This window comes from Amycolatopsis sp. SID8362 (assembly GCF_010550475.1).
Classification (GTDB): Bacteria; Actinomycetota; Actinomycetes; order Mycobacteriales; family Pseudonocardiaceae; genus Amycolatopsis; species Amycolatopsis eburnea.
In genome coordinates this window covers 1-7,609 of sequence record NZ_JAAGNB010000352.1, presented here as the reverse complement: position 1 = coordinate 7,609, position 7,609 = coordinate 1, and the positions used below count along the sequence as shown (strand labels likewise).

The 7,609-nt window shown below is 72.4% G+C and carries 9 protein-coding genes; 4 read left to right on the top strand and 5 right to left on the bottom strand.

Annotated elements, in window-relative coordinates; genetic code table 11:
- Both G3I65_RS11695 and G3I65_RS11690 read right to left on the bottom strand, forming a co-directional pair.
- Window positions 1-310 (bottom strand): alpha/beta fold hydrolase (locus G3I65_RS11695; protein WP_160696125.1); only part of this gene is annotated, 310 nt, incomplete at its 3' end.
- Window positions 307-1,254: an NADP-dependent oxidoreductase gene (locus G3I65_RS11690; protein ID WP_160696124.1), complete on the bottom strand. Its 948-nt coding sequence runs from the start codon at window positions 1,252-1,254 to the stop codon at window positions 307-309. The genes G3I65_RS11690 and G3I65_RS11695, both read right to left, overlap by 4 nt.
- 125 nt (window positions 1,255-1,379) lie before the next feature.
- Between G3I65_RS11690 and G3I65_RS11685 the strand changes: the two genes are divergently transcribed.
- Window positions 1,380-2,006: a TetR/AcrR family transcriptional regulator gene (locus G3I65_RS11685; protein WP_309235406.1), complete on the top strand. Its 627-nt coding sequence runs from the start codon at window positions 1,380-1,382 to the stop codon at window positions 2,004-2,006.
- 75 nt (window positions 2,007-2,081) lie between these two features.
- On the opposite strand, the gene G3I65_RS11680 is transcribed toward G3I65_RS11685, so the two are convergent.
- Window positions 2,082-2,639 carry a hypothetical protein gene (locus G3I65_RS11680; RefSeq protein ID WP_160696123.1) on the bottom strand — a complete coding sequence of 186 codons (558 nt, stop codon included), beginning with the start codon at window positions 2,637-2,639 and terminating at the stop codon, window positions 2,082-2,084.
- Window positions 2,640-2,770: 131 nt separating this feature from the next.
- Here G3I65_RS11680 and G3I65_RS11675 point away from each other — a divergent pair, with 131 nt between their 5' ends.
- A complete protein-coding gene (locus G3I65_RS11675; protein ID WP_160696122.1) occupies window positions 2,771-3,346 on the top strand; it encodes a TetR/AcrR family transcriptional regulator in 576 nt (191 codons plus the stop codon).
- 120 nt (window positions 3,347-3,466) lie between these two features.
- On the opposite strand, the gene G3I65_RS11670 is transcribed toward G3I65_RS11675, so the two are convergent.
- A complete protein-coding gene (locus tag G3I65_RS11670; RefSeq protein ID WP_160696121.1) occupies window positions 3,467-3,979 on the bottom strand; it encodes a lytic polysaccharide monooxygenase auxiliary activity family 9 protein in 513 nt (170 codons plus the stop codon).
- Window positions 3,980-4,249: 270 nt separating this feature from the next.
- Here G3I65_RS11670 and lexA point away from each other — a divergent pair, with 270 nt between their 5' ends.
- On the top strand, window positions 4,250-4,903 hold the full coding sequence (gene lexA / locus G3I65_RS11665) for a transcriptional repressor LexA (protein WP_160696120.1): 654 nt from the start codon (window positions 4,250-4,252) through the stop codon (window positions 4,901-4,903).
- Window positions 4,904-4,909: 6 nt separating this feature from the next.
- Here the strand turns inward: lexA and G3I65_RS11660 are convergent, their stop codons facing one another.
- Window positions 4,910-6,115, bottom strand: coding sequence for a cytochrome P450 (locus G3I65_RS11660; protein ID WP_160696119.1), 1,206 nt, complete (start codon window positions 6,113-6,115; stop codon window positions 4,910-4,912).
- Window positions 6,116-6,202: 87 nt separating this feature from the next.
- Between G3I65_RS11660 and G3I65_RS11655 the strand changes: the two genes are divergently transcribed.
- The coding region (locus tag G3I65_RS11655) for an MFS transporter (RefSeq protein ID WP_160696118.1) at window positions 6,203-7,609 on the top strand (1,407 nt) is incomplete at its 3' end.

Sequence of the window (7,609 nt, the reverse complement as noted above, 5' to 3'; positions counted from 1 at the left end):
GGGCGAGGAGGCTCGCGCCGTCCGGTCCGGCCCAGCCGTCGAGCAGGATGACGTGTCCGACGGCGCCGGGGCGCGCGTCGGCCGCCTCCCGCACGACCAGGCCGGCGTAGCTGTGCCCGACCAGCACGGCTTTTTCGCCGTCCGGCAGGGCGTCGAGGACCGCGCCGACGTCGTCGTGGAGGCCGCCCGCGCCGAGTTCCGGGGTGATCGTGCGCGCGCCCGCGGCGTGCAGGTGGGGTACGACCCCGTCCCAGGCCCACGGTCCGTGCCAGGCACCGTGGACGAGGACGAAGGTGGCCGCCGGGCTCACGCCGGCCCGCCCACGGTCAGCACGACCTTGCCGACCGTCCGTCCACTCGCGACGATCCGGTGCGCCTCGACCGCTTGCGACAGCGGCAGTTCGCGGCCGACGTGCACCTTGAGCGCGCCTTCGCGCGCCAGATCCGCCAGCGCGGCGAGGCCGACGTGGTCCGGCTCGACCAGGAACCCGGACGCGCGGACACCCAGTTCCGCCGCCCGCTCGCGCATCCCGGGGGTCCACGCGCTCTGGGCGTTGACCAGGATCCCGCCCGGGCGAAGGCACCGGAGCGCGTCCAAAGCCGCGTCGCCGCCGAACATCTGGAGCACCACGTCGGTGTCGCGGACGGCCGCGGCGACGTCGGTCGTGGTGTAGTCCACGACCTCGTCCGCGCCGAGCGCCGTCACGAACGCGTGCTTGGCCGCGCTGGCCGTGCCGATCACGTACGCGCCGAGCGCTTTCGCGATCTGGACCGCGAGGTGGCCGACGCCGCCGGCCGCGGCCGTGACCAGCACGCGCTGCCCGGGCCGGACCCCCGCCACGTCGACGAGCATCTGCCACGCGGACAGCCCGGCCAGCGGCAACGCGGCCCCCGCCGCGAAGTCGAGCTCGGCGGGCAGGGCGGCGAAGTGCCGCGCGGGCGCGGTGACGAACTCCGCGTAGGCGCCCGCGGCGCGCGGGAACCACGGCATCCCGAAGACCCGGTCGCCGGGCCGGAACCGCGTGGTGCCGTAGCCGGCCTCCGCCACCACGCCCGCGACGTCCCAGCCGTGGACGAACGGCAGGTCGAGGACGCGGTTGTAGGCCTGGCCCAGTGCCGTGTAGCAGTCGACCGGGTTCACGCCGGCCGCCCGCACCTCGACCAGCACCTCGCCGAAGACCGGCACCGGCGCCTCGGTCTCGACCAGTCTCATGCCGTCCGGTGAACCCCACTCGTCCTGGCGCACTGCTCGCATGCTCAGCTCCTTCGGTCAAACAATGTGGACGACCGTACTGGAACTTTTGCGTCTTGGCCACGATGTTTCAGTGGCTGAGGCGTACTTCCCAGTACGGCTGTCCACCCATCCGCTATGCTGACGGGGTGGACAAGCGGATCTTGCGCGGCATGCAGTCACGGCAGCTCGTCCTGGACCGGGCGATGAACATCGCCTCGGTGGAAGGACTGGAGAGCCTGTCCGTGCGGCGGCTGGCGGTCGAACTCGACGTCAGCAAGAGCGGGGTGTTCGCGCTCTTCGGGTCGAAGGAGGAGCTGCAGCTCGCGACCGTGCGGGCGGCGATCGAGGTCTTCGCGGCGAAGGTCGTCCGCCCGGCCAGGCGGACACCGGCGGGCATCCGGCGCGTCCGGGCACTCGGCGAGTCGTGGCTGCGCTACACCCGCCAGCCGGTGTTCGACGGCGGCTGCTTCTTCACCTCGGCGGCCGCCGAGTTCGACGCCCGCCCCGGCCGCGTCCGGGACACCATCGCCTCGGCCCGCCAAGACTGGCAGACCCTTTACGCGGCAACGACTTCCGAAGCGCAGGAGCTGGGCGAGATCGCCGCGGACGTCGACCCGGCCGACCTCGCGTTCGAACTCGACGCCCTGGCCCGCGTCGCCGCCGAAGACGCCGTGCTCTTCGACGACGACAGCCGCTACGACCGGGTCGCCCGCATCATGCTGGCCCGCCTCCGCGCGGTCGCGACCGACCCGGCCCTGCTTCACGAGGCCTAGTCAGCGGCGGATGACGGTGCTCGCCGCCGCGATGACCTCGCCGGTGTGACTGCTCTTCAGGTACCCGGTCGCCGTTTAGCCCGCGTTCTTCGCCGCTCGCCCCAGCCGCAGCGCGGAGACGAGGAAGAACACGCCGCCCAGCGTCGCGTAGCCGGCCAACGTCGTCAGTGACGCGCCGTCCTTCGCGGCCTGCAGGACGAACGAAGTGCCGGCCAGCACGGAGATCCCGCCACTGAGGATCATCGGCCACTGCCCGCCGAGGCCGCGCCGGGCGACGCCCACCACGAGCTGGACCGCGCCGGCCACGATCGCCCAGCTTCCCCACACGCGCAGCACGTCCGGGATGCCGGACGCGACGGCGAACGCCAGCCCGGCGCCGGCGAGCAGGCTGACCGCGACGTTCACGTACAGCCCCAGTGCCGGCCGGCCCGCGCCGGAGGACCGGGCGTCGACCACCGCGGCGGCGACGTCGAACAAGGGGTACAGCACCAGCAGCGTGACGCTGACCGGGCCGAGGCTCGACGCCGTGGTGAACAGCAGGCCGGCCCAGACGACGGCGAAGGCGAAGCGGGCGAAGTAGAGCCGTCGCAGGGACTGCGCGACGCCGTCGGCCGGCACGGTGCGGGTGGTCATGGGTGCTCCCGAAGTCAGGTAGACAGATCGTTCTATCTCGTGATGGCGACTATGGCAGCACCCAGCACATCCGTCAAGACCGACCGTTCTATCTGCTAGCCTGGGTGCAGCACCGCGAGGCAGGAGTTCACGTGTCCGAAGCCCGAGCCCGGCTGCTCTCCTCGGCGAGCCGGCTGTTCTACACCGAGGGACTCCACTCGGTCGGCATCGACCGGGTGATCGCCGACGCCGGCGTCACCCGCGCCACGCTGTACCGGCACTTCCCCAGCAAGGACGACCTGCTGGTCGCCTACCTGACCGAGGCCGACCACGCCATCCGCGCCCAGGTGGCCGCCGCCCGCGCCTCCGGCGGCGCCCCGGCCGACATCGTCCGCGCGGTCGCGACGTCGATCGCGGACGGCATCCGCTCCCCCGGCTTCCGCGGCTGCGCGTTCCTCAACGCCGCCGCCGAGTACCCCGACCCGGCCCACCCGGTGCACCAGGCGGTGCTCGCGCACCGGCAGTGGTTCCTGGAAACCGTCACCGAACTCCTGGCTGCGACCGGCGAACCCGCTCCCGGCCCGGCGGCCCGCCACTTCGTCCTCCTCCGCGACGGCGCCATGGCCGCGGGCTGCCTGACCGACCCGGTCCCGATCTGCGAGACCTTCCTGCGCGGCGTGGACGGAATCCTGGCGTACCGGGACACCCGCACCACGGCGAAGCCCTGACGGGCGGGTTCACGATCTGATGATCGCCGCGTCCCGCCGCGGCCGCGCATCGCACGGGGAAACCGCCCGCATGGGAAAACCGCCCGCCCGGGAGCCGCGCGCTCCCGGGCGGGCGGCGGCTCAGCCGACCTGCAGGTCGATGCAGGCGTAGAACGCGTTCGCCGTGTCTGCGACGTTCCACACCGCCAGCACCGTCTGGCGTCCGGTGTGGCCGGACAGGTTCACCTGGTGCGAAACGGTTTCCGGCGGCTGCTCGTTGTTGCCGCTGATGTCCGCGACCTTCTGGCCGCCGACGTAGTACTCGTAGTTCGCCGTGCGGTGGCGGGCGGTGAACGTCCACGTGAACGTCGCCGTCGTGCCGACCGGCGAGGCGTGCCAGCCCTTGCTGTCGTCGTTGAGCTCGGCGAACTGCGCGTTGCCGCCGTTGCAGGACTGCAGCCCCTTCGGGCCCTCGACGCTCTGGGGCTCGTACTTGATTTCGCCGCACGGCACCGTGCCCTGGGCGCACTGCGCCTGCCGGCTGGCCGGGGAGTTCACGTAGCCGTGCGCGCTCGCGACGCCGGCGGGGCTCACCACCACCAGTACCGGTGCCAGCAGGGCTCCCGTCGCGGCCGCGACCAGTTTGCGGTTCATCCCAGCTCCTTCGGGGACAGGCTCGCCTCCCGCCGGGCACGGCGAAGCCGCGGTCCGGGCCACCCGAGGAGGCCCGCCGCGACGGGATGTGGTGCGAGCGAAGGAAATTGTGGTCTAGACCATACGTCGCAAGGGCACTTAGGTCAACAGATGGCAAAGTGCCGGTTCATGTTGGTAAGACGCCAACCGTCACCCGGTGTTCCGGTCAGCGGGACCCGCCGGGGCGGACCGGTCGGCGGTCGCGGCGCGCGGGCCTCTAGGATCACGCCGGTGACCACCTACGACGACACTTTCGAGCACCTCGACGCCGCGGCCCTGCCGGAACGGCAGCAGAAGATCCTCGTGGCGATCCGGGACTGGGTGGTCCGGTACGGCTACTCCCCCAGCACCCGCGAAATCGGCGAAGCGGTCGGCCTGCAGTCGACGTCGTCGGTGTCGAAGCACCTGGCGAGCCTGGAGGACAAGGGGTTCCTGCGCCGCGGCGCGGGCGTGTCGCGCCCGATGGACGTCCGCGCGTTCCTCCACGGCAGCGCGCCGAGCCAGGACAGCGACTCGGTCCCGGTGCCCGTCGTCGGCGACATCGCCGCCGGTACCCCGATCTCGGCCGTCGAGCACGTCGACGACGTCCTCAAGCTGCCGCGCGACCTCACCGGGCGCGGCACCGTCTTCGGGCTGCGCGTGCGCGGTGACTCGATGATCGACGCCGCCATCTGCGACGGCGACATCGTCGTGGTCAAGCAGCAGCACGAGGCCCACTCGGGCCAGATCGTCGCGGCGATGATCGACGAGGAGGCGACGGTCAAGGTGTACCGCCGCCGCGACGGGCACGTCTACCTCGAGCCCCGCAACCCCGCCTACGACGTCATCGACGGCGACCGGGCGGCGATCCTGGGCGTGGTCGTCTCGGTGCTGCGCAGCGTCTGACGCGCTTCACCAGGTGACCGGCAGCTCGTACACGCCGTACACGGATCCGTCGTGCTTGAACGGGATCCGCTCGACGTCCGTCGCCAGCGCGAGCGTCGGGATCCGCCGGTAGAGCGTGCCGTAGACGACTTGCAGTTCGAGCCGGGCCAGCGGCTGGCCGAGGCACTGGTGGACGCCGAAGCCGAACGCGACGTGCCGGTGCGCGTCCCGGGTCAGGTCGAGCCGGTCGCCGCCGGGGAACGCCGCCGGGTCGCGGTTGGCGATGTCGTTGGCCATGATCAGGCCTTCGCCCGCCCGGACGGTCACCCCCGCGATCTCGATGTCCTCGAGCGCGACGCGGCGGCGGCCGTTGTGCGTGATGTTCAGGTACCGCAACAGTTCTTCGACCGCCGACGCGACCAGCGCCGGGTCGTCGGACTCGCGCAGCAGCGCCAGCTGGTCCGGGTGCTCCAGCAGGGCCAGCGTGCCGAGCGCGATCATGTTCGCCGTCGTCTCGTGGCCGGCGATGAGCAGGAGCACGCCCATCTGCGCCGCCTCGACCCGGGACAGCTCCCCGGCGCGCACGCGGGCCGCGAGCCCGGAAAGCAGGTCGTCCGCTGGGTTTTCGAGCTTCTCCCCCACCAGCCGGTCGAGGTAGCCGACGAGCGCCTGGTGCCCGGCCGCCCGTTCTTCCGGCTTCGCGTCCCGCCGGATGATGACCTTGCTGTTGTCCTGGAAGAAATCGTGGTCGGCGTAGGGCACGCCGAGCAGCTCGCAGATCACCAGTGACGGCACCGGCAGTGCGAACGCCTCGACGAGGTCGACCGGCTTCGGGCCGGCCAGCAGCGCGTCGATCCGGTCGTCGACGATCTTCTGCACGGCCGGGCGCATGGCGGCGGTGCGGCGGATCGTGAACGGCGCGGTCACCATCTTGCGCAGCCGCGCGTGTTCCGGGTTGTCCATCAGGATGAAGCTGATGCCGGTGCCGCCCTTCGGCAGCGGCGCCGGGCTCGGGTAGCCGGGGCGCGTGACGTCGGCGCTCACGCGGGGATCGGCCAGCAGCGCGCGCTGGTCGGCGTAGCGGGTCACCAGCCACGGCGTGCTGCCGTCCCACAGCCGGACGCGCGCGAGCGGCGCTTCGGCTTGCAGTTCGCGGGCCGCGGGCGGTGGGTCGAACGGGCAGCCGGCGGCGCGCGCCATCGGGAACCCGGGGATGTCGGCGGTGTTCGTCATCGGTCCTCCAGTTCGTGATCAGTCAACCGAAGGCTGCTACGCTAAGTCAAGCGACTGATTTAATTCGGACATCCCGACGGAGGACCCGTGCCCGACCCATCCGCCCCGGCCGTCGAGGCGCCGTCCCGCGCGAACCTCGTCGTGGGGGTCCTCGCTTTCGCGGGCATCGTCGTCTCGCTGATGCAGACGCTGGTCATTCCGCTGATCCCGGCGCTGCCCGGGCTGCTGCACGCCTCCGCGGCCGACGCGACCTGGGCCATCACGGCCACCCTGCTCGCGGGCGCGGTGGCGACACCGACGGTCGGCAGGCTCGGCGACATGTACGGCAAGCGGCGGATGCTGCTGCTCAGCCTCGGCGCGCTGGTGGCGGGTTCGGCGATCGGCGCGCTGTCCGACAGCCTGGCGCCGATGGTCGCCGGCCGGGCACTGCAGGGCCTCGCGGCCGGCGTCATCCCGCTCGGGATCAGCATCATGCGCGACGAGCTGCCCACCGAACGGCTCGGCTCGGCCACGGCGCTGATGAGCGCGTCCCTCGGCGTCGGCGGCGCGCTCGGCCTGCCGGCCGCGGCATTGCTGGCGGAAAACGCCGACTGGCACGTGCTGTTCTGGACCGCGGCCGCGCTCGGGCTGGTGGTGGTCGGCCTGGTCGTCGCGCTGGTGCCGGAGTCCCCGGTCCGCACCGGCGGCCGGTTCGACGTGCCGGGCGCGGCCGGGCTGTCGATCGCGCTGGTGTGCCTGCTGCTGGCGATTTCGAAAGGCGCCGACTGGGGCTGGGGCAGCGCGGCGACGCTGGGCCTGTTCGCGGCCGCGGTCGTCGTCCTGCTGCTGTGGGGCCGCTGGGAACTGCGGACCGCACGGCCGCTGGTGGACCTGCGCACGACCGCGCGGCGCCAGGTGCTGCTGACGAACATCGCGTCGGCGGTGTTCGGCTTCGCGATGTTCGCGATGTCGCTGGTCCTGCCCCAGCTCCTGCAGCTGCCGGCCGCGACCGGCTACGGCCTCGGCAAGTCGATGCTGGCGGTGGGCCTGGTGATGGCGCCGTCGGGACTGGTGATGATGGCGCTGGCCCCGGTGTCAGCGCGCGTTTCCCGCACGCGCGGCCCGAAGACGACGCTGATGCTCGGCGCGGTCGTCGTCGCGGCGGGGTACGCGCTGGGCATCGGGCTGATGAGCGCGACCTGGCAGCTCGTGGTCGTGTCGAGCGTCATCGGCGCGGGCATCGGGCTGGCGTACGGCGCGATGCCGGCGCTGGTGATGGGCGCGGTCCCGGTTTCGGAGACCGCGGCGGCGAACAGCCTCAACACGCTGATGCGCTCGATCGGCACGTCGGTCTCGAGCGCGACGGCGGGGCAGGTCCTCGCGCGGTGGACGATCGGCTTCGGACCGGTGACCCTGCCGTCGCAGAACGGCTTCCGGCTGGTGCTGGCGATGGGCTCGGCGGCGGCGTTGATCGCACTGGCGGTCGCGGCGTTCCTGCCCCGGCGGGCACCCGCG

What these genes read in the sequence shown, in the direction of transcription:
- G3I65_RS11670 (WP_160696121.1), bottom strand. Translation starts at nt 3,979, where the DNA reads ATGAACCGCAAACTGGTCGCGGCCGCGACGGGAGCCCTGCTGGCACCG.
- G3I65_RS11690 (WP_160696124.1), bottom strand. Translation starts at nt 1,254, where the DNA reads ATGCGAGCAGTGCGCCAGGACGAGTGGGGTTCACCGGACGGCATGAGA.
- G3I65_RS11660 (WP_160696119.1), bottom strand. Translation starts at nt 6,115, where the DNA reads ATGACGAACACCGCCGACATCCCCGGGTTCCCGATGGCGCGCGCCGCC.
- G3I65_RS11680 (WP_160696123.1), bottom strand. Translation starts at nt 2,639, where the DNA reads ATGACCACCCGCACCGTGCCGGCCGACGGCGTCGCGCAGTCCCTGCGA.